Origin of the sequence: uncultured Bradyrhizobium sp. (assembly GCF_947648125.1) — a bacterium.
GTDB lineage: Bacteria > Pseudomonadota > Alphaproteobacteria > Rhizobiales > Xanthobacteraceae > Bradyrhizobium.
Genome location: NZ_CANSMR010000004.1, coordinates 270,086 through 296,791 on the forward strand (window position 1 = coordinate 270,086; position 26,706 = coordinate 296,791).

22 protein-coding genes and 1 pseudogene are annotated in these 26,706 nt (G+C 61.5%); 13 read left to right on the forward strand and 10 right to left on the reverse strand.

The window, feature by feature from the left end:
• Positions 1–66: 66 nt before the first annotated feature.
• Positions 67–1,530, reverse strand: a complete 1,464-nt coding sequence (locus Q0030_RS10690) for a catalase (RefSeq protein WP_298366286.1) — start codon at positions 1,528–1,530, stop codon at positions 67–69.
• A 409-nt stretch (positions 1,531–1,939) separates the two neighbouring features.
• Between Q0030_RS10690 and Q0030_RS10695 the strand changes: the two genes are divergently transcribed.
• Positions 1,940–2,848: a LysR substrate-binding domain-containing protein gene (locus Q0030_RS10695; RefSeq protein ID WP_298366288.1), complete on the forward strand. Its 909-nt coding sequence runs from the start codon at positions 1,940–1,942 to the stop codon at positions 2,846–2,848.
• A gap of 65 nt (positions 2,849–2,913) precedes the next feature.
• On the opposite strand, the gene Q0030_RS10700 is transcribed toward Q0030_RS10695, so the two are convergent.
• Positions 2,914–4,161 carry a cupin domain-containing protein gene (locus tag Q0030_RS10700; RefSeq protein ID WP_298366289.1) on the reverse strand — a complete coding sequence of 416 codons (1,248 nt, stop codon included), beginning with the start codon at positions 4,159–4,161 and terminating at the stop codon, positions 2,914–2,916.
• Positions 4,162–4,400: 239 nt separating this feature from the next.
• On the opposite strand from Q0030_RS10700, the gene Q0030_RS10705 reads away from it, so the two are divergent.
• Positions 4,401–6,716, forward strand: a complete 2,316-nt coding sequence (locus Q0030_RS10705) for an FdhF/YdeP family oxidoreductase (RefSeq protein WP_298366291.1) — start codon at positions 4,401–4,403, stop codon at positions 6,714–6,716.
• Between the two features lie 3 nt (positions 6,717–6,719).
• A complete protein-coding gene (locus tag Q0030_RS10710; protein WP_298366293.1) occupies positions 6,720–7,133 on the forward strand; it encodes a thioesterase family protein in 414 nt (137 codons plus the stop codon).
• A 104-nt stretch (positions 7,134–7,237) separates the two neighbouring features.
• Here Q0030_RS10710 and Q0030_RS10715 read toward each other — a convergent pair whose 3' ends face one another.
• Both Q0030_RS10715 and Q0030_RS10720 read right to left on the reverse strand, forming a co-directional pair.
• Positions 7,238–7,930 carry an AraC family transcriptional regulator gene (locus Q0030_RS10715; RefSeq protein ID WP_298366295.1) on the reverse strand — a complete coding sequence of 231 codons (693 nt, stop codon included), beginning with the start codon at positions 7,928–7,930 and terminating at the stop codon, positions 7,238–7,240.
• Between the two features lie 200 nt (positions 7,931–8,130).
• Entirely contained in the window at positions 8,131–8,571 is a 441-nt protein-coding gene (locus Q0030_RS10720; RefSeq protein WP_298366297.1) for a DUF305 domain-containing protein, read from the reverse strand.
• Between the two features lie 236 nt (positions 8,572–8,807).
• Here Q0030_RS10720 and Q0030_RS10725 point away from each other — a divergent pair, with 236 nt between their 5' ends.
• The 4 genes from Q0030_RS10725 (at position 8,808) to Q0030_RS10740 (ending at position 15,534) form a co-directional block, all read left to right on the forward strand.
• Complete coding sequence (locus Q0030_RS10725) at positions 8,808–9,707, forward strand: RNA polymerase factor sigma-32 (RefSeq protein ID WP_298366299.1); 900 nt, start codon at positions 8,808–8,810, stop codon at positions 9,705–9,707.
• A gap of 218 nt (positions 9,708–9,925) precedes the next feature.
• Entirely contained in the window at positions 9,926–13,108 is a 3,183-nt protein-coding gene (locus Q0030_RS10730) for an efflux RND transporter permease subunit (protein WP_298366301.1), read from the forward strand.
• Positions 13,105–14,370, forward strand: a complete 1,266-nt coding sequence (locus Q0030_RS10735; protein ID WP_298366303.1) for an efflux RND transporter periplasmic adaptor subunit — start codon at positions 13,105–13,107, stop codon at positions 14,368–14,370. The genes Q0030_RS10730 and Q0030_RS10735 overlap by 4 nt, the downstream gene beginning before the upstream one ends.
• Positions 14,371–14,634: 264 nt before the next feature.
• Positions 14,635–15,534 carry a hypothetical protein gene (locus Q0030_RS10740; RefSeq protein WP_298366305.1) on the forward strand — a complete coding sequence of 300 codons (900 nt, stop codon included), beginning with the start codon at positions 14,635–14,637 and terminating at the stop codon, positions 15,532–15,534.
• A 57-nt stretch (positions 15,535–15,591) separates the two neighbouring features.
• On the opposite strand, the gene Q0030_RS10745 is transcribed toward Q0030_RS10740, so the two are convergent.
• Positions 15,592–15,834: a hypothetical protein gene (locus Q0030_RS10745; protein ID WP_298366307.1), complete on the reverse strand. Its 243-nt coding sequence runs from the start codon at positions 15,832–15,834 to the stop codon at positions 15,592–15,594.
• A 252-nt stretch (positions 15,835–16,086) separates the two neighbouring features.
• Here Q0030_RS10745 and Q0030_RS10750 point away from each other — a divergent pair, with 252 nt between their 5' ends.
• From Q0030_RS10750 to Q0030_RS10755, 3 genes are all read left to right on the forward strand, one after another.
• The gene (locus Q0030_RS10750) at positions 16,087–16,383 is read left to right on the forward strand and encodes a hypothetical protein (RefSeq protein ID WP_298366309.1); all 297 of its coding nucleotides are present in this window, start codon (positions 16,087–16,089) and stop codon (positions 16,381–16,383) included.
• 94 nt (positions 16,384–16,477) lie between these two features.
• Positions 16,478–16,807, forward strand: coding sequence for a CidA/LrgA family protein (locus tag Q0030_RS40575; protein ID WP_363323444.1), 330 nt, complete (start codon positions 16,478–16,480; stop codon positions 16,805–16,807).
• Between the two features lie 44 nt (positions 16,808–16,851).
• Positions 16,852–17,529 carry an LrgB family protein gene (locus Q0030_RS10755; RefSeq protein ID WP_363323445.1) on the forward strand — a complete coding sequence of 226 codons (678 nt, stop codon included), beginning with the start codon at positions 16,852–16,854 and terminating at the stop codon, positions 17,527–17,529.
• A gap of 399 nt (positions 17,530–17,928) precedes the next feature.
• Here the strand turns inward: Q0030_RS10755 and Q0030_RS10760 are convergent, their stop codons facing one another.
• The 5 genes and pseudogenes from Q0030_RS10760 to Q0030_RS10780 all read right to left on the reverse strand — a co-directional run bounded on the left by Q0030_RS10760 (position 17,929) and on the right by Q0030_RS10780 (position 21,810).
• Complete coding sequence (locus Q0030_RS10760) at positions 17,929–18,261, reverse strand: cytochrome c (protein WP_298366313.1); 333 nt, start codon at positions 18,259–18,261, stop codon at positions 17,929–17,931.
• Positions 18,262–18,274: 13 nt separating this feature from the next.
• On the reverse strand, positions 18,275–19,516 hold the full coding sequence (locus tag Q0030_RS10765; RefSeq protein WP_298366315.1) for a molybdopterin-dependent oxidoreductase: 1,242 nt from the start codon (positions 19,514–19,516) through the stop codon (positions 18,275–18,277).
• Positions 19,517–19,561: 45 nt separating this feature from the next.
• On the reverse strand, positions 19,562–19,795 hold the full coding sequence (locus Q0030_RS10770; RefSeq protein WP_298366317.1) for a hypothetical protein: 234 nt from the start codon (positions 19,793–19,795) through the stop codon (positions 19,562–19,564).
• Positions 19,796–19,991: 196 nt separating this feature from the next.
• Positions 19,992–20,882, reverse strand: a complete 891-nt coding sequence (locus tag Q0030_RS10775; protein WP_298366318.1) for a LysR family transcriptional regulator — start codon at positions 20,880–20,882, stop codon at positions 19,992–19,994.
• An 8-nt stretch (positions 20,883–20,890) separates the two neighbouring features.
• Positions 20,891–21,810 (reverse strand): annotated as a pseudogene (locus Q0030_RS10780) (YeiH family protein).
• Positions 21,811–23,101: 1,291 nt separating this feature from the next.
• Here Q0030_RS10780 and sufB point away from each other — a divergent pair.
• The 3 genes from sufB to sufD are packed head-to-tail and all read left to right on the forward strand — an operon-like array spanning position 23,102 to position 26,672.
• The gene (sufB, locus tag Q0030_RS10785; protein ID WP_298366320.1) at positions 23,102–24,568 is read left to right on the forward strand and encodes a Fe-S cluster assembly protein SufB; all 1,467 of its coding nucleotides are present in this window, start codon (positions 23,102–23,104) and stop codon (positions 24,566–24,568) included.
• 54 nt (positions 24,569–24,622) lie between these two features.
• Positions 24,623–25,378 carry a Fe-S cluster assembly ATPase SufC gene (sufC, locus tag Q0030_RS10790; RefSeq protein ID WP_298366321.1) on the forward strand — a complete coding sequence of 252 codons (756 nt, stop codon included), beginning with the start codon at positions 24,623–24,625 and terminating at the stop codon, positions 25,376–25,378.
• A 10-nt stretch (positions 25,379–25,388) separates the two neighbouring features.
• Positions 25,389–26,672 (forward strand): Fe-S cluster assembly protein SufD, encoded by a 1,284-nt coding sequence (gene sufD / locus Q0030_RS10795; RefSeq protein WP_298366323.1) that lies wholly within the window; start codon positions 25,389–25,391, stop codon positions 26,670–26,672.
• The last annotated feature ends 34 nt before the right edge of the window (positions 26,673–26,706 follow it).

Here is a 26,706-nt window from a genome sequence, read left to right on the forward strand (position 1 = left end):
CTCCGCCCGCGCCGATGAACGCGGGCGGCTCGTTTCAGCGGCGCGTTCGCGCCCGTCCGGCGACGGCTAGCGCTTCTCTTGGGCGAACCTGACGAGCGCATCCGCAACGCCCTTGCCGTAGGCAGGGTCCGCCTTGGCACAATTCGCCACGTGTCGCTCCTGGATGTGCCTTGCGGCCTGGCCGACCTGGCGTGCCGTGTTCTCGAACAGTGTCTGCTGCTGCGCAGGCGACATCTTCCGGAACAGGTTGCCGGGTTGCTGCCAGTGATCCTCGTCGACACGGTGATCCCAATGCGCTGCCGCACCCGTGATCTCCAGTGGCGGCTCGTTCAATTGCGGCCGGTCCGTCCACTCGCCGCGGCTGTTCGGCCAGTAGGTCGGCGTGCGGCCGAGATTGCCGTCGGTCCGCATCGCACCGTCGCGGTGGTAGCTGTGGAACGGGCACTTCGGCGCGTTGACCGGAATATGGTGGTGGTTGACGCCGAGCCGGTAACGCTGCGCGTCACCATAGGAGAACAGGCGCGCTTGCAGCATCTTGTCCGGCGAGTAGCCGATACCCGGAACGATGTTGGCAGGCGAGAACGCGGCCTGCTCGACCTCGGCAAAGACGTTTTCCGGATTTCGGTTGAGCTCAAAATAGCCGACCTCGATCAGCGGATACTCGGCCTTCGGCCAGACCTTGGTGAGGTCGAACGGATTGAACGGAAACTTCGTTGCCTGCTCGTCCGTCATCACCTGGACGAACAGAGTCCAGCGCGGAAACTCGCCTCGCTCGATGCTGCTGAACAGGTCGCGCTGGTGGCTTTCGCGATCCTTGCCGACCAGGGCCTCGGCCTCGGCGTCGGTCAGGTTCTGGATACCCTGCTGGGTGCGGAAGTGAAACTTCACCCAGACGCGCTCATTGTTGGTGTTGAGGAAGCTGTAGGTGTGGCTGCCGAAGCCGTGCATGTGGCGAAAGCTCTTCGGGATGCCGCGCTCGCTCATGACGACGGTGACTTGGTGCAACGCCTCGGGAAGCAGCGTCCAGAAGTCCCAGTTGTTGTCGGCGCTGCGCATGCCAGTATACGGATCGCGCTTGATGGCGTGGTTCAGATCAGGAAAGCGCAGCGGATCGCGGAAGAAGAACACCGGCGTGTTGTTGCCGACCACGTCCCAGTTGCCTTCTTCGGTGTAGAATTTGAGCGCGAACCCGCGGATGTCGCGTTCGGCGTCCGCGGCACCGCGCTCGCCGGCGACGGTCGAGAAGCGCGCGAACATCGGCGTCTGCTTGCCGATTTCCGAGAAGATCTTGGCCTTGGTGTACCGGGTGATGTCGTGGGTGACGGTGAAGGTGCCATGAGCGCCCGATCCCTTGGCGTGCATGCGGCGCTCCGGGATCACCTCCCGGCCGAAATGCGCGAGCTTCTCGATCAACCAGACATCCTGCAGCAATGCCGGCCCGCGCGGTCCGGCAGTCTGGATGTTGACGTTATCCGTGACCGGCGCGCCCGATGCGTGCGTCAGAAACGGTCTTTGAGTCTTGTCGTTCATTGGGGTTCTCCTGCATTGGTGTTGTGAGTAACCTTGCCGCCCTCCGATCAATAGGGGAATTACAAGGGTCTTATGAAATTAAGAGGAGCTGCCTCATAATCGGGTGGTTCTCCGGGTGATGCGCGTTCGAACCCGAAGCTTAAAATTCAGGCGGCTTGGCTACAACGAGCGAGGTCAGCCGTTTCTGGCCAAAGGTCCGTCGATCTCGGCCATGGCTGGACCGCTTGAAGCGGCGGAACCGCGTCGGGGGATGCATCGGGCGAATGTCTGCGCCCGCGGGTGATCCAGCAGGCGAGACTTGGCTGGCAGCAGCGGCAGTCTGCCGACGGCTGGTTTCGCATATGGATTGATAGACGTTGGCCTCATCACCATCTGTTCTCATAGGTGTTATCTATTGGAGCCGGATGCGATGAACCTCAGTGGCCTGTCGCTGCGTGATCTGGAATATGTCGTCGCCATCGCCGACCAGGGCAGTTTCGTTCGTGCCGCGGAGCACTGCCGTGTTGCGCAACCTTCGCTGTCCGCGCAGGTACGCAAGCTCGAAGCCTGGCTCGGAATGGCCATCTTCGAGCGCACCACGCGACGCGTGATCGTGACCGCAGAGGGCAAGTCCTTCATCGAACAGGCGCGCCGCGTGCTGGCCGAGGCGCGGCTTCTGTTCACGATCGTCCAGCGGTCGGACAAGCCGTTCGGCGGCGTGTTGCGGCTAGCTGCCATCTCGACGCTCGGTCCCTACCTTTTTCCAAGGATCCTGCCTGCACTGCGCAGGAGATACTCCGAGGTCTCCCTCGTTCTCAGCGAAGGCCTGACCGGCGACCTCGTGCCAAAACTGATCGACGGCGAAATCGATGCCGTGCTTCTCTCGTTGCCGCAGACCGATACTGCGTTGGCGACGGCAGCGATTTTCTCAGAACCCTTCCTGTTGGCCTGTCCGAAGGGGCACCCCGCCTCGCGCAGGGGCGGGCCGACCTGGGACGGACTGGACGTGGACGAACGGCTGCTCCTCGAGGAGGGGCATTGCCTGCGTGAGCAGGCGCTGGCCGGTTGCGCTACTTCGCCGCGTAGCAATCGCCTTGGGACCAGCCTTGAAACCCTGAAGTACATGGTCGCCGCCGGCGAGGGCTGCACGCTCGTGCCGGCGCTTGCCGTATCCGAGCGGGACGCGGTGGTTTACTCGCGGCTGCAAGGCTCGACCTATTCCCGAACGATAGGGCTTGCGTGGCGGAGAAGCGATCCGCGCGCAACGGAGTTTTCGACCCTCGCAGCGAAATTGAAGCAGATCGCAAATTCGTTCGACGTGGGTGTCGAGTCGATTTGACCTCCCCGTCATGTCTTGCGAGCATGCTCGGGATCGCCGCTGAAATGTTCCGAAAGCCATAGGGCCTAGCCCTTCGGCATCACGCCCGGGGCCGTGTCCGGCCATTTCGCAATCGCAGCCAGGTCGATGTTGAGATGCTGCGCCACGAGCGCCGGCGGCGTGTGCGTGAGCCAGTCGGAGAGGGAGACCTCCTGATATCGCGAGGCGCGGAACACGGCGACGAACTGCATATCGGTATCGCCGACATTCTCGACATAGTGACCGAGATTGCGTCTGACATAGCCGATGTCGCCGGCATTGAAGTCCGTCGTCAGCGCGTTCGGCCCGGTATCGAACACGGTCATGCGCGCCTTGCCCTTGATGTAATACTGCCATTCGTCCGCATTTGGGTGCCAGTGCATCTCGCGAATGCCGCCGGGGCGGACCGTGACCAATGCGGCGGCGACGCCTGTCGATACCTTGAAGTTGGTGCTGTCGGCGACCTGGAGGGATCCCGTATCTGACGACTTGACGGGGCGCGAGGATCCGAGCGGAAAGATGAACGGATGCGTTGCGACGGGGGCATCTTTTTGGATGGCAGCCCGATCGGCGACGAGATCGCCGGGGACGGTGCCCTGAAATATCCACAAATTGTGTAGCGGGATCTTCGCGAACGTTTCAGCAGGGACGCCGAAGTTCTTGGCGAGCACTTCGGGTGGCGTGTGCGCAAACCAGTCCGTGACGAGCAAAGTGTTGAATTCGTCGGCATGGCCGTCATCGAAGCAGATGACGAATTCGCATCCATCCGGACCCAGGCCCTGCAGTGAATGCGGCGCTCCCGGCGGGAAATACCAGAGATCACCCTCCTTGACGTCGGCAACGTATGGACGGCCTTGCGCATCGAGAACGGTCACGCGGCAAGTGCCATAGGTCATGATCGCCCACTCGGCAGCCTGATGCCAGTGCAACTCGCGGATGCCGCCGGCGGTGAGGCGCATGTTGACGCCGGAAATCTCCTTGGAGATTGCAAAATCGTCGACGGTGACCTGACGCGCCCATCCGCCGTTTTGAATTCGCTTCGGTGCATTGTTGAATGATGCCCAGGTCGTCGGCATTCCACCGACGTCGGTCGCCGGAGGCGTTTGCGCCGACGGAAACTGACTGCCGAGCGCCTGGCTCTGGGGACCGGGATCAGCGAGATTCCCTGGTCCCTTTGCGTTGATTGCGCCTTGCGGCGGCTCGTCCGGATTGCCAAAGGTCGCCGCCTTTGCCGCAGATACCGTCATGGCCGTGCCCACCGCCGAGGCTGCCAGGAGGTTACGTCTGGAAATCATGGTCATACCCTCAAAAGGATTGCTCCGGAGCCGCCAGCGGCGGTCTCCCTGCATCAAGTTAGGCAAATGGCGACAGGGCCCAATCCCGGAAGACGACAGGTTTTCCGGAACGCACTACGGCATTGTGCGCAATCGCACTTACATGGCCGTCGCTCCGGTGTGATCCGGGCATTTTCGAAAGAAAGCTCTGGGCGAACGACGTAACTGACCTGACATCGGTATCCGCAGAGGTCCCCGCGATGTCGGAACGGAAGTCAATTCAGCCCTATCACCATCCCGCCGGCGGTTGGGGCGCGCTGAAGGCCCTCAGCGCACACCTGATCGAACAGGGTATTCCGGTAAAGGGCGCGGCGACGCTCGGATGCATGAATCAACCGGAGGGGTTCGATTGCCCGGGTTGTGCCTGGCCGGATCCGAAACACACGTCATCGTTCGAGTTTTGCGAGAATGGTGCGAAGGCCGTGGCATGGGAGGCGACCGCCAAGCGCTGCACGCCGGAGTTCTTCGCGGATCACACGGTGACTGAGCTGTCCGCCTGGAGCGACTACGATCTGGAAATGGTCGGCCGCCTCACGCATCCGATGGCCTATGACGGGACCGCCGATCGCTACGTTCCCGTGAGCTGGAGCAAGGCCTTCTCGATCATCGCCGGCCATCTGAACGCGTTGCCGGACCCGAACATGGCCGAGTTCTATACCTCCGGTCGCACCTCGAACGAAGCCGCCTTTCTCTATCAGCTCTTCGTGCGGGAATACGGCACCAACAACTTTCCCGATTGCTCGAACATGTGCCACGAGGCGACGAGCGTGGGCTTGCCGCAGTCGATAGGCGTCGGCAAGGGGACCGTCGTGCTGGAGGATTTTGCCAAGGCGGATTGCATCTTCATCTTCGGCCAGAACCCCGGCACCAACAGTCCACGCATGATGACTGACCTTCGCGACGCATCCCGCCGCGGTGCGTCCATCATCTCGTTCAATCCGTTCCGTGAGCGTGCCTTGGAGCGATTCCAGGCCCCGCAAAGCCCGATAGAGATGGTAACCCTGAGCGCGACGCAGATCAGCTCGCGGCTCTACCAGGTGCGCATCGGCGGTGACATCGCCGTCATCAAGGGCATCATGAAGACCTTGGTCGAGGCAGACGACGCGGCGCGCGCGACGGGCGCGCAGGCCGTGCTGGACTGGAATTTCATGCGTGACCACACGGATGGGCTTGACGCGCTGGTGAGCGACCTGAAGGCGACACAATGGCCGGAGATCGAACGCTGCTCCGGACTTGGCCGCGAGGACATCGAGTACGCCGCGAGCGCCTACATGAAAGCCGAGCGCGCGATCATCGTCTACGGCATGGGCATCACCCAGCACCGGCGTGGTGCACAGGCCGTTCAGCAACTGGCAAATCTCGCGCTGCTTCGCGGCCATATCGGCCGCGAGGGTGCAGGCCTGTGTCCGGTCCGCGGCCATTCGAATGTGCAAGGAGACCGCACGGTCGGCATCACGGAGGTGCCGTCGCAGGACTTCCTTGATCGGCTCGAGCTTCGTTTCGGTTTCAAACCACCCCGCGCACATGGCCATAATGTCGTTACGGCACTCGAGGCGATGATATGCGGTGAAGTGAAGGTGTTCGTCGCGATGGGTGGCAATTTTGCCGCTGCGATCCCGGACTGGCAGCTGACACAGAGCGCCCTCCGCAACCTCGATCTAACCGTCCATATTTCGACCAAACTGAATCGCAGCCACGTGATCCACGGACGCGACGCCCTGATCCTGCCCTGCCTTGGCCGCACGGAGGTGGACATCCAGGCAACCGGCCCGCAATCCATCACCGTGGAAGATTCCATGTCGATGGTGCACGCGTCGGCCGGGCGCAATCAGCCCGCCTCCGACCATCTGCTCAGCGAGCCCGCGATCGTTGCGGGCATGGCACGGGCGACCCTGGGCGGACGTTCTGTCGTTGACTGGGATGGTTTCGTCGCCGACTACGACCGCATCCGTGATGCGATCGAGGACGTGTTGCCGATCTTCCACGACTTCAACGCCCGAATCCGCGTACCCGGCGGTTTCCACCTTGTCTCAACCGCGCGCGAGCGCGTCTGGGCCACGGCGAGCGGAAAGGCCAATTTTCTGGTGTTCGACGGCCTCGGCGAGGATCCAAGCGACGACCACCCGGAGACGCTGTGGCTGAGCACGATCCGCAGCCACGATCAGTACAACACGACGGTATACTCGCTGTCCGACCGCTATCGCGGAGTGTACGGCCAGCGTGACATCGTGTTCCTCAATCAAGTCGAGATGGACAGGCGGGAACTCAAGGACGGCGATCGCGTCGACCTGGTGACCGCTTCGGTCGATGGCATCGAGCGCCGGGTGCGCAATTTCCGGGTGGTTGGATACTCGTTCCCGAACGGTTGCTGCGCCGCCTATTATCCGGAGACCAATCCGCTGGTGCCGCTCTACGCGCACGATCCGCTGAGCTTCACGCCGTCCTCGAAGGGCATTCCGGTCAGGCTCGAGCGCAGTGGTGCGACTATTGCGGGCAGTTTGCCTGCCAAGGAGTAGAGCATGCAGACCAAGCTTCTCAAGACCCGGGCCGTCGGTATGACCGCAGAGACCTCGATTATCGTCACGCCCGAAATGACAGTCGGACATTTCGTTGCGGGAATGCCAAAGGTCTATGCGACGCCCATCATGATCCTTCACATGGAAATGGCGGCGGGACTGGCGATCGCTCCTGTGTTGCCGCCGGGCTACGTCGGCGTCGGAATGTCGGTTGAGATCCGGCATCTCGCTGCCACCCCGGTCGGAGGCAAAGTCCGTACGTTTGCGCGCGTCATAGGCGTTGAGGGGAAAAGCGTGACGTTCGAGGTCGAGGCCTGGAACGATCACGGAAAGATCGGTGACGGCACGCATCGCCGCGGCATCGTCAATGTCGTTGAGTTCGAGAAGCGGTTCGGTGTTCCCGAGGTCCTGGCGTGACTCTGACGTTTGACGCGCGTTCTCCCGCGGCCGGCGCGGCCAACCTTCGCCGTCACTCTGCCGAGCCGCCGATGCGCATTTTCGAAGGGGGCGCCACCGGCAGGTCAGACTCGCCCTTCAAAGCAGGTCGGCGACGACAGGCTGCCGCCCGTTAGCACGGGCATGTCGTTGATGCTGCGCCAACGCCTCGGCGTGCAGCCTGCGAACCGCTTGAAGACGGTTGTGAAATGGGCTTGGGTCTGGAACCCGACGGTGAGCGCGATCTCGACGAGGGCCATCGTTGTGTCCCTCATTAACTCTTCCGCCCGTCGAACGCGCCGCTGTAGCAGAAACTCGTGCGGCCGCAGACCCGTCGCCACGCGGAACTGGGAGGCGAAGTGCATCCGGCTGAGTCCCGCAACCCCGGCCAGATCGCACAAGGTGATCCTGGATGAGATGTGGGCATCGATATAGTCGACGACGCGCTTGAGGCGCCATTTCTGCAGAGCCTGAATCCGGCGGCCGTTTGCGGATGCCCGGACGGCCGCCGCCGCTCCTCCATGTACTGGCCGCAGGCCGGACTGCCTGATGGCAATCGCAACCCGAAGCGCCTCCGCAGACTGGCCGTCATTGCCTTGCTGCGCCAGCTTCAGGGCGTGAAGCAGCGACCGAGTGACGTCATCATCGGATTCGATCTCGGGGGACATGTGCGGCAGCACCGGCATGACCTTCGCAAAGGCAGCCCTGTCATCAGCGCCATCCCGGCCTGAGATAGCTCCAGCAAACATGGGCTGCGGCTTGCAAGTCTGGACTGACATTCGAATCGCTCCCGAGGCGAAAATTCCAATCAGGCTTTCATCGCTTATGTAGGGCGGTCGGCCAAATGTCCCACTAAATTGCGATTCATGAAGCGCCATCGATTCCAAACGGACGAGACATCGACGCGTGCCGAGAGTGAGCCAGTTCGGTTGTGAATCGGCGGTTACTGCATCGCGCGCAAAAGGCTGCGATAGCGTGCTCAGTGTGGCGCAATCAAATCGAGTCGGGTGCTGCCCGGCGTTGCCGTGCCGACGGTAGCCGGCTTCGCGCCGCGCATGACGAAGATATCCTGCTCCGCTTGGCTTACGATCTTCCGGGCGAGCTGTCGAAGCGCGTCATCGTGACCGTACTTCATTTCGGTGCGCGCAATGTCGATGACGCCCTGATGATGCGGAAGCATGATGTCGACGAAATCGCGATCGACGTCGCCGCTCGGCTTGGTGAGCAAGCTCCGGTTCATGTTGCTCATCGCGAGGTCGTTGTTGAAGAGCAACTGCCGCTCACCGACGTCGCTCACCGTCATGATGCGAGATCGATGCGGCGGGGACTGGGCCAGCGCGAATGACGTTGCCGTGACCGAGAGGCTGGTTGCCAGCGAGATGGCGCGTCTGCGCACGAATTCGCGGGAAAACAGCGGCACGGCCTGCTCCAGAGCGTTGATTGATCGGATGGGCGTCGCGCTGGTGCAACCCCGGCCTCAGAGATGCCAAGAGTGATGCCCGCACTCAACTAAATACGGATTTAAGCTTTTGCCCGGTCAGGCGCGCTCTGCGCTGCTTAAAAGCGAATTCAGGTTTCTAAAGTCCATTTTAGTGGCTGTTCCGGCCGGGCGCTTCCTACAGTTGACGTGCCGGACCCAAAACGCAGGAGCAGAAGATGAACGCCGTCGTCAACAGCAACCTGACCGGAGCACTGGTTCCGCAGCCGGTCGGTCTTCGCGCCTATTCCACAGCCATCGGCCGCTTTGGTCTGCTGGAGCGTGGCCGCGAGCAGCTGCTCGCGCGGCGTTGGCAAGAGGGGCGCGACAAGCGCGCGACGGACGAACTGATCACGACCCATCTTCGCCTGGCTGCAAAGGTGGCGCGAGGCTACAAAGGTTACGGCCTTCCGATGGCGGATTTGATCGCCGAAGCCAATCTGGGGCTTGTGATCGCTGCAGGTCGCTTCGAACCGGGATACGAAGCCCGGTTCTCGAGCTACGCCTTGTGGTGGATCAAGGCGACTATCCACGAGTACATCCTGCGCTCCTGGTCGCTGGTGAAGATTGGGACGACGGCCGCGCAGAAAAAGCTCTTCTTTCGCCTGCGTAGCGAAATGAGAAAGCTTGGGGGCAATTCGGCGATCCTTACCCCGGAAATGGCCCAGTCTGTTGCAGACAAGCTGAAAGTCAGCGTTCGTGACGTCGTCGAAATGGATTGCCGGCTCGGTGGCGACCTTTCGCTGAATACGCGGGTCGGAAATGAGGATCGTTCGGCCGAGTGGGAAGCTATGCTGGTCGACGAGAGCCCGGATGCGGAGGCGATCGTCGCTGAGCACGACGAGACGACCCGCAGGACGAGCGCTCTTCGCTCTGCACTGGATGTGCTGACGGAACGCGAACGGCACGTCTTCGTGGCCAGGCGTCTTGTGGAGCATCCGTTGACGCTCGATCAACTCGGCTGTGAATTATCGATCTCGGGTGAGCGCGTTCGGCAGATCGAAACGCGCGCCTTCGCGAAGGTCAGGCGGGCGACGATCGCAGCCACCAGGCCCGGCAACGATTCCTCGGAAGAATAGACTACGGGAGCGCGGCGCGCGTGCGCGCGGTCTTGTTCGACTGAGTGAAGACCCGCAGCCGGTCACGGCTGCCGGAGTCGTAAGCGAACTGTGAAGCTACGTGAGGGCTTTGTCAGTTCTTTTTGCGCTCGAATGAACTTCAATCTAGTTGAGCGATCGGCTGATAGCCCTCATGTCTCCCCGAGGTCTCGCAACCGGGAGCTGGACAGGGATTTGACATGAGAATTGTTCGCTTCGCGCTGAGATTTCCGCATACCTTCTACGTGGTGGCGGCCCTGATCCTATTTCTCGGCGGTGCCGCGCTCTGGTCGATGCCGACCGACATCTTTCCGGAAATTCGCATTCCCGTGGTGACCGTCATCTGGCAGTACACCGGACTTTCCACGCCCGAGATGGAACAGCGCGTCGGCACCTACAGCCAGTACTCCATCAGCGCTAATGTCAATGGAATCAAGAGCATGGAATCGCAGACCCTCAATGGTCTGTCGGTCCAGAAAATCTATTTCCAGCCGGACGTCAATCTCGACCTCGCCATCGCGCAGATCGTCTCAGCGACAAATTCCATTCGTGCGTTGATGCCGCCGGGTATCCAGCCGCCGATTGTCGTTCAATTCAACGCCTCGAGCGTTCCTGTGCTCCAGCTCAGTCTGAACTCCGACAGTCTCAACGAGCAGCAGCTTTATGACTTCGGTATCTATCGCGTTCGCCAGCAGCTTGCTCCCGTTCCCGGTGTCACACTGCCGACGCCCGCCGGCGGCAAGTACCGGCAGATCATGGTGGACATCGATCCAGACAAGCTTCTGTCCCGCGGCCTGACGCCGCTCGACATCGTGAACGCGGTCAACACCCAGAACCTCACGCTGCCCTCGGGCACAGCCAAGATGGGAGACACGCAGTACACGGTGCGTACCAATGCGACGCCGGCGACCATCGACGATCTCAACAATATGCCGGTCAAATTCAGCAACGGCGCGACAGTCTTGCTGCGCGACGTGGCCCAGGTGCGTGACGGGTCGATGGTGCAGCAGAACGTTGTTCGCGAGGACGGCCATCGCGCGGTTCTGCTCAGCATCATCAAGAACGGAAACGCGTCGACTCTGGCGGTGGTCAATGGGGTGAAGAAAGCGCTAACGTCCATTCGCGCCGCTGCTCCGGCGGGGCTCAGGATCACCGAGCTGTTCGACCAGTCGGTCTTCGTGACGAACTCCGTGAACGGCGTGCTCCGGGAGGGAGCCATTGCGGCGGGTTTGACCGCGATGATGATCCTGCTGTTCCTGGGGTCCTGGCGGTCGACCCTGGTGGTGATGATTTCCATCCCGCTCGCGATCCTATCGTCGCTTATTGTGCTCTATTTTCTTGGCGAGACCTTGAACACCATGACGTTGGGCGGTCTCGCCCTCGCGGTCGGCATTTTGGTCGATGATTCGACCGTCACGATCGAGAATACCCACCGGCTGTGGACGGAGGAGGGCATGCCGCTCGCCGACGCGACCTTGCATGGCGCCGCCGAGATTGCCGTCCCAACGCTGGTGTCGACACTGGCCATCAGCTGCGTGTTCACTTCGGTCGTATTCCTGGAGGGACCCGCGAAGTATCTCTTTACGCCACTGGGTCTTTCCGTCGTCTTCGCGATGCTTGCGTCCTATGGGCTGTCTCGAACCCTGACGCCGATCACGATCGGGCTTCTGCTGAAGGGCGAGCGTCAGCACGGGCACGGGGAAGTTGCCACCGGGTTGTTCTCGCGTCTGTCGGCAGCGTTCGAGCGCGGCTTCGAGCGGCTGCGCGGCGGTTACGCGCAGCTTCTGGCCCTGTTGCTTCGACGTCGCGCCATCGTGCCGGCCGTTGCGGTCCTGATCCTTGGTCTCGGTGCGGTGATGCTGAGCCTAGTCGGAAGGGATTTCTTTCCGCTGATCGACGGCGGCCAGATCCAGCTTCACGTGCGCGCGCCGGCGGGCACGCGCATTGAAAGCACCGAGGCGATCTTCCAGAAGGTCGAGGACAAGATCCGCGAGGTCATTCCGGAGAACGAGCGGTCGCTGATCGTAGACAATATTGGGCTGCCGGCGCGGGCTTACAACCTGGCCTTTGCCGATGGTTCGACGATCGGCATTAATGACGGCGTCATCCTTGTCTCGCTCAAGGACGGCCACAGGCCGACCGCAGATTACATCAAGAAGCTGCGCCAGGTGCTGCCGGCGGCGTTCCCCGAGGACACTTTCTATTTCCAGGCGGCCGATATCGTCACGCAGATCCTGAACTTCGGGCTGCCGGCGCAGATCGACGTTCGAACGGTTGGTTATGGTACCAACAATCTGGCTGTCGCCAAGGAGCTCCAGAAGCGTCTGGCTGCCATCCCGGGCATCGTTGATGCCCATCTCCAGCAGGAAATCGACGGTCCAGCGTTCTTCACGGACATCGACCGGACCCGGGCGGCCCAGCTCGGCCTGAACGCCAGCACGGTGGCGACCAACATCAATGTGAGCCTCAGCTCGTCCGTGCAGGTGTCGCCGAATTTCTGGACCGATCTGAGCGCCGGCATTCCATACTATCTTGCCGTCCAGACGCCAGAGTACAGGATCAATTCGCTGAATGCGCTCGCAAATACGCCCGTCTCGACGTCGATTGCGGCGAACGGCCAGACGGTGCCGGGCATGCTGAGCAACATCGCGACGTTCAAGCGCGATACGGTGCCGACCAACGCCAACCAGAGCAACGTCCAGCCGGTCTATGAGGTCTATGCCAGCGTGCAGGGCCGCGACCTCGGCAGCGTAGCGGCCGAGATCGGCAAGGTCACCACCGAGCTGCAAAAGCAGCTGAAGCCTGGCAATTCCATTCAGGTGCTTGGTCAGATCCAGAGCATGAATGATTCCTTTCGGGACCTCGGCATCGGCCTGTTGTTCGCAGCGGTGCTGGTCTATCTCCTGATGGTCGTGAACTATCAGAATTTCGGCGATCCCTTTGTGGTGATCCTGGCGCTTCCGGCGACCCTCTGCGGGATCGTGACGATGCTGTTCATCACGGGGACGACGCTCAACGTGCCTTCGCTGATGGGCGCGATCATGTCGGTCGGCGTGGCCTCGGCAAATTCGATTCTGCTGGTGACTTTCGCTCGCGAACAGCAGCTGAAGGGGCATTCAGCGTTCGAGGCCGCGTTGAGCGCGGGCCACACCCGCATCCGTCCGGTGCTGATGACGGCTGCCGCAATGATCGTAGGCATGATCCCGATGGCGATCGGTGGTGCCGGCGAGGAGCAGAATGCAGCACTCGCGCGTGCCGTCATCGGCGGATTGTTGTTCGCGACGCCCACGACCCTGCTCATCGTTCCCTACCTGTTTGCCATGCTGCGCAAGGGCAACGACGGAAAGCGACACCATGGCGTATTCGAGGAATTGTCAACATGACAGATGTGGATGTGCGACCGGACGAGAGCTTCCGGGATGTTGAGCATCCGGGCAATGCAACCGGCCCGCTCTTGAGGGCCGAGAGCAGACCTGAACGCCGCTCTGGAAAAGCAATCTTCGGGACGACGGTGCTGCTGTTGCTCGTTGGAGGGCTCGGTGTCGGTGGCTGGCGGCACTACCAGGCGCAGCGCGAAGTCGCCGCGACGGCTGAGCAGGCGCGCACATCGGTGCCCGATGTTCGGGTCGCGACGGTTCGTGCCAGCGACAGCACGTTGAAGGTCACGCTGCCGGCGACGACGGCTGCTTTCGAGGCTGCCAACATCTTCGCTCGGACCAGCGGCTATGTGGAAAAGCGCTATGTCGATATCGGGGATCGGGTCAAGGCGGGCGCGCTGCTTGCCGAGATCGTCGCGCCGGAGCTCGATCACCAGATCGCACAGGCCCAGGCGACTCTGGCCCAGAGCCAAGGGACCATGCAGCAAACGCAGGCAAGCCGCGAACTCGCTGAGGTCACCAACGCGCGCGACAGCAACCTGGTCAAGCAGGGGTGGCTGACGGCTCAACAGGGCGACAATGATCGCCTCACCCTGCGTGCGCAGCAAGCGGCAGAGCAGGCAGCGAAGTCGAATATCGCGGCCCAGCAAGCCCAGATCAAGGTTCTGGAACAAGACAAGGCCTATCAGCGCGTGGTGGCTCCGTTCGACGGAGTGATCACCCAGCGCAATATCGACAATGGCAGTCTCGTGCAATCGGGATCGACATTCATGTTCACGTTGATGCATGCCGATGTTATCCGCACGCAGGTATTCGTGCCCCAGGACGAGGCGTTCGGCGTGGAGCCCGGGGTCGAGGCCGTGATCCGGGTTCCCGAGATCCCCGGGCGGGCCTTTCCGGGAAAAGTCACACGCATCGCGACGGCACTGCAACCCGGCAGCCGTACGTTGCTGACCGAGATCGACGTTCCCAATCCGGACGGCGCGCTTCAGCCGGGGATCTATTGTACCGTCGAGTTGCGCATTCCACGCAGGACGCCGTCAGTGATCATTCCGGCCGACGCCATCATATTCGATGAGAATGGTCTGCATGTCGCGGTCGTGGAAGACGGCGCAGTTCATTTGCGCAAGATTTCGATCGCGCGCGATTTCGGCAAGGAGGTCGAAGTGCACGATGGCGTTAAGCCAGGCGATCAAGTCGTTCTCAATCCGACGGTGAGCCTGAGCGAGGGAAGCCGGGTTATGGTTCGCGGGCCGCAGACGAGTTGAATTGCCGCTGGCGATGGACCACCGCGATGCGCAGAAGCGACCGCTTGGGGGGCCTCCGGATCAGACGGCGACCATCTTCAGCCCCGGATCCGGGCCCTCTCTGAACTCTACGCCCGCCAGCGAGTATCCCGAGATGCAGCCGGTGATCGGCAGACTCCATCGGAAGGCGTGTGAGAAGATCGATATCCAGGATGTTCAGCCTAGCAACCGGAAGGCGGTGATGCGCCTGCGGTGGCCGAAGGCCCGCCAGGGCTGGAAGAAATCATGGATGCCGAATTGGCGAGGTCCATCGAAACGGCCTCGGTGCAGGCAGTTGTGTTCGGCGTAGGCATAACGCTTGGCGGAGGACTTATGCTGGTATTGGTCGTGTCGGGATCGGCCATCGGCGATTGGATGGTGCCGGGCGGCGACGCTGGCGGAATATCGGGAGTGGAGACAGGCAACGCTGCGGCATTGACCTCCGTGTTGCCCGGTGCGGCCGTGCAGGAGCTGCCCGGCGTAAAACTGCCGAGGGCCGACGGCGGTGCGATCGTGCCGGTCGTGCTGCCCGTGATCGGACCCACGATCGTCACGGGCATGGCCGTCGGCAAGGTCGGCGACAGGCTTGTACCGGTCATGGGTCGGATCGATCCCAGCGTGCTGGTGACGGTGGCCATCGTGCTCATCGCCGTCGGGCTGATGGAAGTGTTGGTGTTTGTGGAGGTAACGCTCGCGACGGAAGGCGAAAGCTCCACCTCGGTAGGCGAGCAACTCACGCTGGTTCCGGGAAGCGTTGGATCCTGCGCCAACGGAGGCGCGGCCAAGGTGGTTGCCGGCGCTCCGGGAACGGTCGCCGCGGAAAAAAAACTCGAAAATGGACTCGGTCCCGCCAGGGACGACGACACGATCGCGCCAGGCGTCGTCGGAATTCCCATGGCAGTCGTGCCCATGGTCGAGACCTGCGCGAAACAGCTGTTGCCGCTCAGCATGAGTGCGGCCGTTGCGCAGAGGAGTGCACGCATTGGAGGCTCCGACGTTCGTTGGCAGTTGCAACGGGACGTAAGCAATGAGATCGGCAGCCTCAATTCACTTTCGGCTGACGATCGCCATCGCGGGTACTGGTCAAGCGTTCCGATCCGTCACGCGAGCCGACCAGTCATTCGTGACCAAAGTTTCGAGCGGTAGGCGGAGTGCGCTACGGGCCGCAGCAGCACTCCGTAGGCCCGTCCTCGGGACGTCCGTTTAGCGATGCCGCATCCCGAGATGGACGTTTTTGCCGATGAACACAGGTGCAGCGCCACCGGGGTATTCGAGGCCCATGCGGCCGGCCGGCGTCAAGGCGCCGCCATTGAGCGCATCCCGGTTGGGATACTCCGCCGAGAAAGCGGCGGGCTCCTGGTCCGCAAACGACCATGCCGCAAATGCGGATGGACTTGTCGCCGCCAGAATCAGCGCCGCTCCGATCAAGGTCCTGAAGATAGTCATATTGGTTCTCCGTTATCTTGTGCGTGCGGAAAGTCCGCGACTTGCGATCATCGCTGCTCTCTTGATTGCGTCTCCTGGTGTTCTGTCCACAAGTGGGTGCTTCTAAGCCTTGACGAGGATCACGCCTGCGAGAACGGTCATCGCCAGACTCTGTATTCTTTGTCATCATCGCTCTCGCGATCGTGCGTGGCTCGCGCGCATGTGGTGCCCACATTCGAGTTCAGATCACCCACAGCATCTGGAGCACCGATCATGAAGCTGTTATCTCTTCTTTGCTTCGCCCTCTGCCTCATTCTTTCCGGCACCCAGGCGTTCGCCCGCGGCGGCATGGGGTCGCATATGTCGATGGGGAGCGCGCTCGGCATGGGTGGTGCGCTCGGCACCAGCGCCGCGACGCCAGGAACGAACTCATTGGGCACGGCTCTCCCTTCGTCCGGTACAGTCGGTCATGCCATGAAGGGACCGCCGCTCGGTACCAACCCTGCCATCGACCAGGAGGATGCGCAGCTTCAGAAGATGATCGAGAGTTCGATCTGTCGCGGATGTTGAGCCTGTGACAATACCCGCCTTTCTGATCCTGCTGGCGTGCCAACTCGCCGGCGACCTGCTGCGGCACACGCTTGCGCTTCCAATACCGGGACCCGTGATCGGGATGTCAATCCTGACCGTGGTCCTGGTATTCAGGGCGGAAAGGACGACCAGCAAGTCGTCAACGGTCATCGGCCTCGAACGCACGGCTGAAACGTTGATCCGTAACATGGGACTTCTATTTGTGCCGGCGGGGGTGGGCATCATCACGGAGATGGGAGCGTTACGGCTGCAGTGGTTGCCGATGGCCGCCGGTTTGATTGGATCGACACTGTTGAGCCTTCTGGCTACCGGACTGGTCATGCACTGGAGCATCCACAGGCGTGCGGCGGGCCGTTCGGCGGTCGTCCCGCAGGCCACGGAGAGGACGCGAGCGAAAGCGTAGTTACCGTGATCGTAATTCAACATCTCTGGACCACGCTGAGCGCGATGCAGGTGTCCTGGCTCATCGTGACATTGGGTGCCTACATACTCGGCGACGCGCTGCAACGCGCGTGTGGCGGCTCAGCGCTCGCGAATCCGGTGCTCGCGGCTATCATTCTCGTGGCTTCAATCGTCGTAGTGAGCGGGACGGATTACAAGGTCTTCGCTACGCAGACCCAGTTCGTCAGCTTTCTGCTCGGGCCTGCGACCGTCGCGTTGGCCGTACCGCTCGCGCGAAGTGTCTGGCTGGTCTGGGAAAACTTGCTCGGCGTCGGGTTGGCGGTGCTCGCCGGCTCGATCAGCTCGATCGGCTCCGGCATCGGTCTGGTGTGGCTGTTCGGAGGCTCACGCACGATTGCCCTTGCCATGGCGCCGAAGGCGGCCACCACGCCAATCGCGGTCGCGGTCTCCAGCCAGGTCGGCGGTGTTCCGGCTCTGACGGCCGCGCTCGCGATCCTTGGCGGCATTCTGGCGGCGGCTCTCGGTCGGAAATTGCTGACCATGCTGAAGATCGACGATTGGCGCGCCCATGGGCTGGCTGCCGGAATTGCCGGGAGCGGCATTGCGGCGGCACAGGTGGCTGGGCGCAATGAGCTGGGCGCCGCATTCGCGGCACTGGGGATCGGGCTCAATGGTCTCATCATTGGGCTGATTGCACCTGCGTTCGTCCAGCTCTGGAAGTGATCGGGACCCCAGAGGAAACATGCCTCCAACGTGAACCGCCGAGCGGCCCGTGCGGGTTGGGAGTGCGTTCCTCGTGCACTACTTGATGGGAGGGCAGGGGATGGAGCAGATCGATGCGATTTCTCTTCTCTTTAGCAGCCTTTCTGATCGCGATGTCGGGCTGTGTGAGTGCCGGGACGCTGCATGGCCGGTACAACCAGCACCGGTTGACCGCGCGGCACAGGCAAGTGATGTGGCCAGGCCAATCCACACGTGCGCGACCCGGATTCGCCGTTCCCGGATGGAGCGATGAAGACACCGACCGCTGGCTGGACAACGCCAGCTCGTCCTGGTCCCAGGCCTAGCGGCGCGACGTTCTTACGCGTTCCGAAGCGTACGACCGGGGCCCGGTCGGCGACGCTAGGTCTTGCCCTTGGTCTTGACGAGATAGTCGACGATTGCTGGCACATCGCTTTCATCGATGGGAGCTCTGTAGGTCTTGATCATCTTGCCGACTTCCGACTCCCAGGCCGCCTTTGGCAAAGCAGGCTGGTTCAGCACCATATCTGCCGAGTGGCAGGCCAGGCAGTTGTTGTTGATCGCATCCGCGTCCGAGCCGCCGGGAAACAGTTGGTCGCCCGAGGGAAGTTCAACGGTCGTTGATGTGATCGCTGGAGCTTGCTGAACCCACGCGGGGGTGGACGTCAGCAGGGCAGCAGACAATACGCCCATCATGATGGTTGCGTGTCGCATCATGCTCTCCTCGCTAGGTCGTCGTGATGTGGAGTGGTTCGATGACGTTGCGCATGAAGCCGCTGTTGTTCCAGTTGGGCTCTGCCGGCTGGACATCGCCAGCGAGATTCGTGCAGCGCGCCATGAAGGAATGACCGCCCTTGGCCAGCGGCGGGAGATTGGTCTGCCAGCGCCGGAAGCTGTACTTCCCGTGGTCCTCGCCCAGCGTCGCGAGTTGCCATGTCCTGCCGTCATCGACGGAGTACTCTACCTTCGCGACGCCTGTGTCACCGCCGAAAGCAATTCCACGGATATCTGCGTTTGCTCCCGACGGCAGTGACGCGCCATCCGCGATGTTGGTGACGAACGACCGCGGCGTCATGCGGCTGATCGGGACCATCTTCACGCCGGTCTGGCCGGGTGTGATGTTGGCGTGCAAGGTATCCGGGATGGTATACGCGGTGGCCATCCAGTAATTGTCGTCCGGGCGATCAAGCACCTCGATATCGCTCAGCATCTTGACCCAGTACGTCGAGTACCATCCCGGTACGATCAGACGCAGCGGAAAGCCGTTGAGCAGAGGCAGCTGCTCGCCGTTCATGGCGAAAGCAATCATGACCTCGCCGTCACGGGCGTGGTCGATATCCAGCGACTTCTTGAAGTCTGGCGCCTCGGGGACCACAGGCTCATCCAGTCCCTTGAAGCGGACCTGGATTCCGCCCGATTTGACGCCCGCGCGATCCAGCACGTCCTTGAGCCGCACGCCGGTCCATCGTGCATTGCCCATCGCTCCATGCGCCCACTGCGCGCCGGGAACACGGGGCGAGAAGAATCCTCGCGAATTACCCGAACATTGATTGACGGCAGCAAGCTCCACGCGTGGCATCTTGAGCAGGTCGTCGGTGGACAGCGAGAGCATCTGATTGACGTGCCCGCGTACGGTGAGCCTGAAGCTACCTGCATCGACCGACGTGGGAATCACGGCCCAGTGCCAACGCACATAGAACCGGTCGTTTGGAGTGAACACGCCACGATCGAACACCTCCATCGGCGTCTCCAGCAGCGGCGGCCGCGTGCGCTGCAGGATCATGTCGCCTTTCTGCGGGAATTCGTGCGTCAAAGGCCGTTCCCGCGGCTCTCCGGCGATCGGCAGCCGGATCGATCCATCAGCCCAGGCCGTCGAGCTTGCCAGCGTGAGGCCTGCAATTCCCATGGTGCGGAGCAGGGTGCGGCGGGATAGAGCCTGGGTACGTGCATCATGTTGATGATGTGCCATCGATAGCTCCTTTTCGGGCTGGTTTGACCTAAGTGGCCGTGCCGCTTATCCGAGGAACAGGTCCGCGAAGGGGTCGTCGGCGTGGCTGCGTGGCTGTTCAGCACGTGCATTCGGAATACGCATGTTCACACCGCGAAAGAGTTGTTCGGAGCGCACGGTGTTCCGGAAGTCCGTGACATGGGTAGCCTTGGCGGCAGCCATGGCGGCCGGTGCAGAGAACGTGCAGGCGGCGATGGCCAGCGAAGCAGCGGCGATAAGAGCATGAAGCGATCGAAGCATTGGAGGTCTCCTTTGGTTGGGCTCCGGCAAGCTGCGATTTTCAGTGTGCTTGCCATGTCCCGAAGCGTAGAACCCGGCGCCGTCGCGGTCTAACGCGATTATCAGCTCATTCTGATCGCCTGCGGCGATTGAACCGTCCGAGCCCCGTGTGCGCCAATCGGTCGCCGGATCGCCGGCGACACGAGGCTCGGCATGTCTAGCGGGTGGCGCCAGTCGTGATGCTGGACATCAGCGCAGCTTCGGCCTTGCTGACATGGCGCTCCTTGTGACGGAGCGCGTAGAACGAACGCTTTGCCAACTCGCTGTCCAATTGGACCAATCGCTTTGCCGCGACGGCCTTTTCGACGACCAGATCGGAAATGGCCGCGGCGCAGCGGCCCGCTTCAACTGCTGTTCGAATCGCCTCGTTCGACGCCAGTTCGAGCTGGACCGTCAGATCGGAAAGGCGTATCCCGCGTTTCTTCAACGCCCGCTCAAACATGGCGCGGGTTCCGGAGCCGGATTCGCGAAGGATCCACGGCGTCTTGCTCATCCAGTCGGGCGGCAGCTTGCGCAGGTCAGCCAGCGGGTGCTGTACCCCCACCACAGCGACCAGCGAATCCCCATCCATGCGGCGCGCAGACAAGGCCGGGTCGTCGACGTCGCCCTCGACGAAGCCGACATCGGCCATGCCTTCGCGAACATCAGCTGCGACCTGCTCGGTATTGGAGATCCTCACGTCGATCTTGATACCGGGATGGATCGCCTGAAATGCGAGCAGCCTTGCGGGCAGCCAATAGCTACCGACCGTCTGACTAGCGCCGACTGTCAGCTGTCCGGTCTTGAGCCCGGCAAAATCCCTCAGAACCTGCTCGGCGTCATGGGCGCGCGCAAGGACCGCTCGCGCTTCGGACAGGAATGTGCGGCCCTCTTGCGTGAGAACGATGCCCCGGCCGACCCGATCGAACAGTTTGACGCCATAACGCGCTTCGAGCGCGGCGATTGCCGCGCTCGTGGCCGATTGGGTGAGGTTCAGTTCGTGGGCGGCTTTCGTCACGTGCTGCTTGTCGGCGACTGCGGCGAAGACCCGGAGCTGTTCGAGCGTCATTGAGCAGATCATCCCATGAGCTTGATGGCCACAAGGCTGAAGCTGGCGATGAAGAGGAAGGCCAGCGCCCCCAATATAGCCGGACGCAGGCCGGCCGCGTAGAGTTTCGACACGTCGGTCTCGAGACCCATGGCGGCGAGCGCGATGGTCAGGAGAAATGTCGCCAGAGAGACTATCGCGCTCTTGGCACCACCCGGGATAATGATGACGCTGTTGAGGGCGACCACCGCGACGAAGCCGAGCGCGAACCAGGGGAGCGGCGGCCTAGCGGTCTGTTCACGCGTGCGCTGCACCGTAAGCCGGGTTGCGAGGCTCAGGGTCAGCACGACGGGGGCGAGAAGCAGGACGCGGGCCAGCTTGGAACCGTTCCGATTTCGCCGGCACGCTGGCTGTTCTGGAAGGAGGCGGCAGCCACCTGCGCAATCTCATGGATCGATGCGCCGCTCCAGAGGCCGTAGGCGTGGCCGTTGAGATGCAGTAGCCGGGGCAGCAACGGATAGACGAACATGGCGATCGAGCCGAAGATCGTCACGCAGGCGATCGCGTAGGCGACATCCTCGTCGGACGCTTCGGTGACGCTGTTGGTTGCGACCACCGCCGAGGCTCCGCAGATCGAGGTGCCCGCGGCGATCAGTTCGGTCAGCTTTCGCTCGACGCCAAGGACGCGGCCGGCCGCGAGCGTGAAGACAAACGTGGCAACGAGTGTGCTGGCGACAATGAAGAGGCCCTTCGCTCCAACGGCTGTAAGTTGAGTCAGCGTGATCTGGAATCCCAGGAGTACGATCGCGAACCGAAGCAGACGGCGCATGCTGAATGCGATTCCCGGGCGGACGGAAGATGGTGTGCCGACCAGATTGCGTGCCGCAATTCCGATCGCGATGGCAAGGATCATGGGGCTGAATGTGGCGATCTGCGGAATGCTGCGCATCAGGTTAGCGACGAGAGCGATGGTCGTGGCAAAGCCGAGGCCGGGGACGATTGCGATGGCGGGCCTGAGCTGCGGCAGGAAGGTCTCGCGCAGTGAAAGTCTGGCTGCGAAGTTGCTGGGGTCGGTGATCATGGTCATTGGCGTATCTCCTGGGTTACGCCAATTGTGGTTCGAAAACGATAGATCGATCCAACAGATTTATTTTGACGTTGCAATCGACAAAATCGATTATTTCAGTCCACCGGATCGGCCCGCCCTTAGCGGGGGACACTTGGCGCTGCCTGGCTGGGTCCCGACACCTCGTATGACATGACATCCCGGCCGCGCGCGAATTGTGGTCTTCGATCAGACGCTGGCTCAAGCCGTGCAATTGTGCGGGCGAATGCACTTGCGTCTGTCGGCAGCTCTGCGCGAGCCGCGCATTCCTAACGAGAGTTTTAGTTGTGACGGAGCGGTAGTCGCCCGACTTTCAAAGTGCTCAATTAGCAAAGGAGACAACCATGACGACTACGGCATCGATATCTGCGCTCTCGACGGATCCCTACGATTGGATCAGTTGCTCTCATTGGGGAATGTTTCCGGTACCGCGAAAGACGCGCTGAATCTGCGGTCCGCCCTTGCCCCATCCGGTAAGCGCGGAATGCAGGTCCTACTCGGCTCGAGAAAGGCTTCCGGCGCTTGGCGCATGCGCCGCCAAAAATCGTGGAAAAAATGAGTACAGGATGCGGCAATCCGCAACGTCCATACCGGCCTTCGCTGCCATTTTCGGCTGGACGTGGCCGGCTCACGCGGTCCCGGTCCAGCCGTCTGACCCGCCAATGAGTGCCGAACGGATTGCTCGTCTTCCGCCCGAGATCAGAAAGGCCATTCTGGTCAGGTGTGGTGTGAATGCCGAGGCCGGCCACTACTTTGCGACATATGATGACAACTCGAATGTCATTCGGCTGCATTATTCGCTCCTTCAATGTCCGAATGCACCGGAACCTTGCGAAGGCGCTCGCTGCCTACAAACGTTTGTTCGCCATGGTCACGGATATTTTCTGCCGAAATCCGACATCCATCCGATGCGAGATCCGCATCCGCGGCAGAATCGGTCGGTACGAATTAGCTTGATGACCGCTGAGACGTTGACGGATTTGACGCACCGCAAGAACAGCCGACGTGATCGCTGACCGATCGCTGTCTCATTCATAGTAGCAGCCTATATAAAGTCATCTTCGATTGTATTTCAGCAGAGACCTGCGCGACTGTAATTCCCCTTCAGCAGACAGCGATTATGCTGAAGGATGAAATGCCCGCCGTTCAGGAAACTGTCGATCGCGTTCGGATGATCGACGTCGATCAATACAGATATGGCTTCGAGACGACCATTCCGGTCGATAAAGCTCCGAAAGGCCTGTCGGAGGACACGGTCCGCTTTATCTCCGAACGAAAGCGCGAGCCTTCCTGGATGCTCGAGTGGAGACTTGACGCCTATAGGCGCTGGCTCACGATGGAGGAGCCCGGTTGGGCCCGGGTGGACTATCCGGAGGTCGATTTCAATGCGATCCATTACTACGCGGCTCCGAAGGGCATCTCGGGACCGAAGTCGCTCGCCGAAGTCGATCCGGAAATCCTGAACGTCTACAAGAAGCTCGGCATTCCGCTGCACGAGCAGGAGATGCTCGCCGGTGTGAAGACGAGGATCGCAGTCGATGCCGTATTCGACTCGGTCTCGGTGGTCACGACCTTCAAGCAGGAACTGCAGAAGGCCGGCGTGATCTTCATGTCGATATCGGAAGCCATCCGTGAGCATAGTGAGCTTATCAGGGAGTATCTGGGCTCTGTCGTTCCGACCTCGGACAATTTCTACGCAACGCTGAATTCAGCAGTTTTCAGCGACGGTTCGTTTGTCTACGTGCCGCCTGGCGTACACTGCCCGATGGAGCTTTCCACCTATTTCCGCATCAATGAGCGGAACACCGGACAGTTTGAGCGCACGCTGATCATCGCTGACAAGGGCGCCAGCGTCTCATATCTCGAAGGCTGCACAGCACCGCGGCGCGAGGAAAATCAGCTGCACGCAGCAGTCGTTGAACTGGTCGCGCTGGACGACGCCGAGATCAAGTATTCCACCGTCCAAAACTGGTATCCCGGTGACAGCGAGGGCAAAGGCGGAATCTACAACTTCGTTACCAAGCGCGGCGATTGCCGCGGTGCCCGCTCGAAGATTTCCTGGACGCAGGTCGAAACCGGATCGGCCGTGACCTGGAAGTATCCCTCGTGCATCTTGCGAGGCGACGAAAGCCGGGGCGAGTTCTACTCGATAGCGGTATCGAACGGCCACCAGCAGATCGACAGCGGCACCAAGATGATCCATCTCGGCAAGAACACGTCGAGCCGCATCGTCTCCAAAGGCATCGCTGCCGGCTTTTCGGATAATACCTACCGCGGAAAGGTTTCGGCCCATCGCCGGGCGACTAACGCTCGTAACTTCACCCAGTGCGATTCACTGCTGATCGGCGACCGATGCGGCGCGCATACCGTGCCTTATATCGAGGCCAAGAACTCGTCGGCAAAATTCGAGCACGAGGCGACGACGTCAAAGATCTCCGAGGACCAGCTGTTCTACTGCCTGCAGCGCGGTATTCCGGAGGAAGCGGCAGTGGCGCTCATCGTCAACGGCTTCGTAAAGGACGTCCTGCAGCAGCTACCTATGGAATTCGCGGTCGAAGCGCAGAAGCTGATCAGCATCTCGCTCGAAGGTAGCGTCGGCTGAACCCAATGCTGAGCCGCCCGGCCAGCTTTATCACTCTCGATTTCGGAGACTATCTTGCTAGAGATCAAAAACCTCCGCGCCCGCATCGCGAACGACGGAACTGAGATCATCCGCGGCCTGAATTTGACGGTAAAGGCCGGCGAGGTGGCGGCCATCATGGGACCCAACGGCTCCGGCAAGTCGACGCTGTCATATATCCTGTCCGGTCGCGAAGGGTACGAGGTCACCGAAGGCGACGTCGTCTACAATGGCGCGAGCATTCTGCACCTCGACGCTGCGGAGCGCGCGGTGGAGGGTATTTTTCTTGCCTTCCAGTATCCCGTGGAAATTCCCGGTGTTGCTACCCTGCAGTTCTTGAAGGTCGCTCTCGACGAACAGCGCAAGGCACGCGGTGAGGAGGAGATGACGACGCCGGCGTTTATACATTTCGTCAAGGAATCGGCGGCGCGGCTAGGGATCGACATGCAGATGTTGAGGCGGCCGCTCAATGTCGGCTTCTCCGGGGGCGAGAAGAAGCGTGCGGAAATCTTGCAGATGGCGCTGCTCGAGCCGAAATTATGCGTGCTCGATGAGACCGACTCCGGTCTCGACATCGATGCACTGAAGATCGTGGCCGATGGCGTCAATTCCCTGCGATCGCCGGACCGGGCGGTTGTAGTGATTACCCATTACCAGCGTCTGCTCGACTACATCGTACCCGACACCGTGCACGTCCTTTACAAGGGCAGGATCATCAAATCGGGCGACAAATCGCTTGCGCATCAGCTTGAGGCCAATGGCTACGCTGATGTCATTGCAGATGCGGCATAAGGATGCGATCATGAATGTTCAGCTCTCACATTCCGCCATCCACGAGTCACTCTCGCCTCTGGGGATCACGGCTGACGAGCTTCGTCGCTTGCCGGGCAATCGCGACGTACAGCTGGCACGGGCGAGGTTGCTGCAAGACCTCTGCTCCAGAGGGCTCCCGACCCGGCGGCTTGAGTCCTGGCACTATACCGACTTGCGAACGCGCCTGAAGGCGCCGTCGCGGCCGCAGGCAGCGGAGGGTGCCGGAGATTCCGGTTCCCTGATCCCGGGTTCGATTGTGCTGCAAGTGAACGAGGCCGGTTGCGGCATGGACGCAGGCATCGCCGGGCTCTCGATCCGCAATTATCGGCATCTCCTCGAAGACGGATCCGCGGCCGGCGAGTTGGTCGAGTGCGTTGCAGATGATGCTATCGGCCGCATCAACGGCATCCTGGCCGATCGCGGCATGCAGATCGAGATCGCCGGCGATCATCGGTTCGAACGTCCGATCGAACTGCAGGTGCGTGGCTCGTCTCATTCGCGCCTTGGCGTGGTAGCGCGAGCGGGCGCACGAGTCACCGTCATTGAGCGGCATGCGGGCCAGGCCCAGGCGGACGGCGGCTTCTCGACAGTGGTGTCGAGGCTGCGCGTCGGCGAAGGTGCGGATGTCACCTGGATCATCGTCGGAGAGCAGCAGGCGTCGGACAGCCATCTTGGACAGCTCCGTTTCATCCTGGAGCGGGACGCCAAGCTGCGCATTCTCGTCTTGAACACAGGAGGCAAGCTTGTGCGTCAGGAGGTACATGGCCGACAATCCGGCGAAGGCGCACAACTGATCCTGAACGGTATCAATCTCCTCAGGGACGCCGGGCACACGGATCTGACCATGACGCTTGAACATGAAGCGGTCGGCACGACATCCGCTATTACGGTGCGAAACGTCGTCTTTGATCGGGCGAGTGGCGCCTTCCAGGGTGGTATCAAGGTCGGGCAGGGTGCACAGCGCACTGACGCCCGCATGGCCTGCAATACGCTGTTGCTCTCCGACGATGGAGAGTTTTCCGCAAAGCCAGAACTGGAGATCTTTGCCGACGATGTTCAGTGCGGGCACGGTGCCACGATTGCAGATATCGACGATGCCCAGATCTACTATCTGATGGCGCGAGGCATTCCGAAGGCGAGAGCCCGCTCGCTCTTGATCGAGGGAATTCTCGCTGAACTTCTTCTTCCGATCGGGAACGAGCAGATTGTGGTTGCGCTCGAGCAGATCGTCTCGGCCTGGCTCGAGGCAGCGGCTGAAGTCTCTGGAGGTTGAGATGACGATTCTGGAGTTCGTTCCTGCCGACAGG

Excerpts from the sequence above, each read along its gene's own strand:
- Q0030_RS10700 (WP_298366289.1), bottom strand. The coding sequence starts at position 4,161 with ATGATTTCCAGACGTAACCTCCTGGCAGCCTCGGCGGTGGGCACGGCC.
- sufB (WP_298366320.1), top strand. The coding sequence starts at position 23,102 with ATGCCCGCCGTTCAGGAAACTGTCGATCGCGTTCGGATGATCGACGTC.
- Q0030_RS10690 (WP_298366286.1), bottom strand. The coding sequence starts at position 1,530 with ATGAACGACAAGACTCAAAGACCGTTTCTGACGCACGCATCGGGCGCG.
- Q0030_RS10750 (WP_298366309.1), top strand. The coding sequence starts at position 16,087 with ATGAAGCTGTTATCTCTTCTTTGCTTCGCCCTCTGCCTCATTCTTTCC.
- Q0030_RS10730 (WP_298366301.1), top strand. The coding sequence starts at position 9,926 with ATGAGAATTGTTCGCTTCGCGCTGAGATTTCCGCATACCTTCTACGTG.
- Q0030_RS10705 (WP_298366291.1), top strand. The coding sequence starts at position 4,401 with ATGTCGGAACGGAAGTCAATTCAGCCCTATCACCATCCCGCCGGCGGT.
- Q0030_RS10760 (WP_298366313.1), bottom strand. The coding sequence starts at position 18,261 with ATGCGACACGCAACCATCATGATGGGCGTATTGTCTGCTGCCCTGCTG.
- Q0030_RS10695 (WP_298366288.1), top strand. The coding sequence starts at position 1,940 with ATGAACCTCAGTGGCCTGTCGCTGCGTGATCTGGAATATGTCGTCGCC.
- sufD (WP_298366323.1), top strand. The coding sequence starts at position 25,389 with ATGAATGTTCAGCTCTCACATTCCGCCATCCACGAGTCACTCTCGCCT.
- Q0030_RS10715 (WP_298366295.1), bottom strand. The coding sequence starts at position 7,930 with ATGTCAGTCCAGACTTGCAAGCCGCAGCCCATGTTTGCTGGAGCTATC.
- Q0030_RS10770 (WP_298366317.1), bottom strand. The coding sequence starts at position 19,795 with ATGCTTCGATCGCTTCATGCTCTTATCGCCGCTGCTTCGCTGGCCATC.
- Q0030_RS10740 (WP_298366305.1), top strand. The coding sequence starts at position 14,635 with ATGGATGCCGAATTGGCGAGGTCCATCGAAACGGCCTCGGTGCAGGCA.
- Q0030_RS10725 (WP_298366299.1), top strand. The coding sequence starts at position 8,808 with ATGAACGCCGTCGTCAACAGCAACCTGACCGGAGCACTGGTTCCGCAG.
- Q0030_RS10775 (WP_298366318.1), bottom strand. The coding sequence starts at position 20,882 with ATGACGCTCGAACAGCTCCGGGTCTTCGCCGCAGTCGCCGACAAGCAG.
- Q0030_RS10710 (WP_298366293.1), top strand. The coding sequence starts at position 6,720 with ATGCAGACCAAGCTTCTCAAGACCCGGGCCGTCGGTATGACCGCAGAG.
- Q0030_RS10765 (WP_298366315.1), bottom strand. The coding sequence starts at position 19,516 with ATGGCACATCATCAACATGATGCACGTACCCAGGCTCTATCCCGCCGC.
- Q0030_RS10755 (WP_363323445.1), top strand. The coding sequence starts at position 16,852 with ATGCAGGTGTCCTGGCTCATCGTGACATTGGGTGCCTACATACTCGGC.
- Q0030_RS10735 (WP_298366303.1), top strand. The coding sequence starts at position 13,105 with ATGACAGATGTGGATGTGCGACCGGACGAGAGCTTCCGGGATGTTGAG.
- Q0030_RS10745 (WP_298366307.1), bottom strand. The coding sequence starts at position 15,834 with ATGACTATCTTCAGGACCTTGATCGGAGCGGCGCTGATTCTGGCGGCG.